Source organism: Streptomyces sp. NPDC048142 (assembly GCF_043202835.1).
Taxonomy (GTDB): Bacteria; Actinomycetota; Actinomycetes; order Streptomycetales; family Streptomycetaceae; genus Streptomyces.
Window position 1 is genome coordinate 1 of record NZ_JBIDBC010000083.1, and the last position, 1720, is coordinate 1720.

Here is a 1720-nt window from a genome sequence, read left to right on the forward strand (position 1 = left end):
GGGGCCGTCGACGAATTAGTGGGTTGATTCGCGTTCGCGGTCTGCGGCTGTCGCGTGCATGACGTAGTTGGCGAGGTCGCTGGGGTCGATCAAGCGGGCGGGGATCGGTTCCGGGTGGTGGCCAAGCTCCTCCAGGTGGGGTCGGACCTGCTTGATCAGGGCTCTCATCTGGTTCTCTCCGGTGCGGAAGAGGTAGGCGGTCAGGGACCGGGACAGGCCGCGCTGGTCGAGGACGGCGGCCCAGATGATGTTCTCCGTGGTCATCTTGCGGTGCCGGGGCCGCTGCTCGGGCGGGAGAGTGTCGAGGCGGTCGCGGACGTCGGCGGTGAGCTCGTCCAGGTCGTGGCGCTCGAGGCCGGTCAGGAGGGGGTGGGTGGCCAGGGTCGCGCCGAAGGTGTGCGCATGACGGGGGTGGGACCTGGGGCCGGGCGGGTGGAGGGGGACGTCGGGGATGCCGGGCTGGGGCGGGATCGTGTAGTTCCACTCCCCGTGGAAGTCGGCGGGGCGGATGGTGAGGGCGGCGGCGTGCTGTTCGCTGATCTCGATGCCGGTGGGGTAGCTGCCGGTGTCCAGACGGGCGGTCACAGTCAGCCCGGTGCGGGTGGTGGTCGCCGAGATGAGGTTCAGGACGGTCTCGTAGCTGGTCAGCGGGTGGGCCCGCCAGTTGAGGGAGACGAAGGAGAACAAACGGTGCTCGACCCGGTTCCACTTCGATGTCCCCGGCGGCAGGTGGCAGACGCTGATCTCCAGGCCGGTCTCGGTGGCCAGGACGGCGAGGTTGGCCTTCCACGCCTTGGCGCGGGAGCTGTTGGAGCCGCCGCCGTCCGCGGTGATCAGCAGACGCCTCGCGTGCGGGTAGGCGGCCCGCCCTTCCTCGGTCCACCACCGGCGCAGGCTGGCCACGGCGAACGCGGCGGTGTCGTGATCGGTGCCGACCACGACGAACCCGGTGTTGCGGCCCAGGTCATAGATGCCGTACGGAATCGCGGTGCCGGAGGCGCGGGAAGGGAAGTCATGGTCAAGGACCTTGACCGGGGTGTCCGGCGGGGCCCACTCGCGACCGGGCCGGGCGAAGAGTCCGATCTGCTCCTTTTTCTTGGTGTCCACGCTGATCACCGGGTCGCCGGACTGGAGGAAATCGGCCACCGTGGCGTTGAGGTGCTCGAACTGCGCGTCCCGGTCCGGGTGGTGGCTGCCGGCCAGTACCCGCGCGTTGCCGCGCAGGCTGAACCCGGCTGCCTTCAGCAGGGCCGCGACGGTGTCGCGGCCCACCTTCCTGCCCTGGGCGGCGAGCTCGTCCGCCAGGCGGCGCAAGGACTTCGTCGTCCACGTCAGCGGCTTCATCGGATCGCCCTGCGTACTGTCCTCGACCAGCTCCAGCAGGGCCGGAACAAGACCCGGGTCTCTGTCCGTCAGGGCCGGACGCCCCGCCCCCGGCCGCCGCACCCGCCCATCCGGCTCCGCGTCGGCGTCGAGTTCAGCCAGGCCACGGCTGACGCAGCCCTTCGAGACCCCCGCGGCCCGCGCCACCGCGGCAATACCACCGTGCCCCAGTTGCCGGGCCTCCGCGCCGTACAAGATCCGGCGCTGCCGCTCGTTCAGATACGGCGTCACCGCCTCAAGCTTCGCTCGTAACGACCTCGTCGATCCATCAAAGCGCCCCATACCACACCAACGAGCCCAACTACCGCAAGCAACGCACTAATTCATCGACGGCCCC

Annotated in this window: 1 protein-coding gene; it reads right to left on the reverse strand. The window is 69.9% G+C overall.

From position 1 onward, the window contains the following. Positions 1-15 precede the first annotated feature (15 nt). Positions 16-1665: an ISAzo13 family transposase gene (locus ACGF2Y_RS36615; protein ID WP_392956420.1), complete on the reverse strand. Its 1650-nt coding sequence runs from the start codon at positions 1663-1665 to the stop codon at positions 16-18. Positions 1666-1720 lie beyond the last annotated feature (55 nt).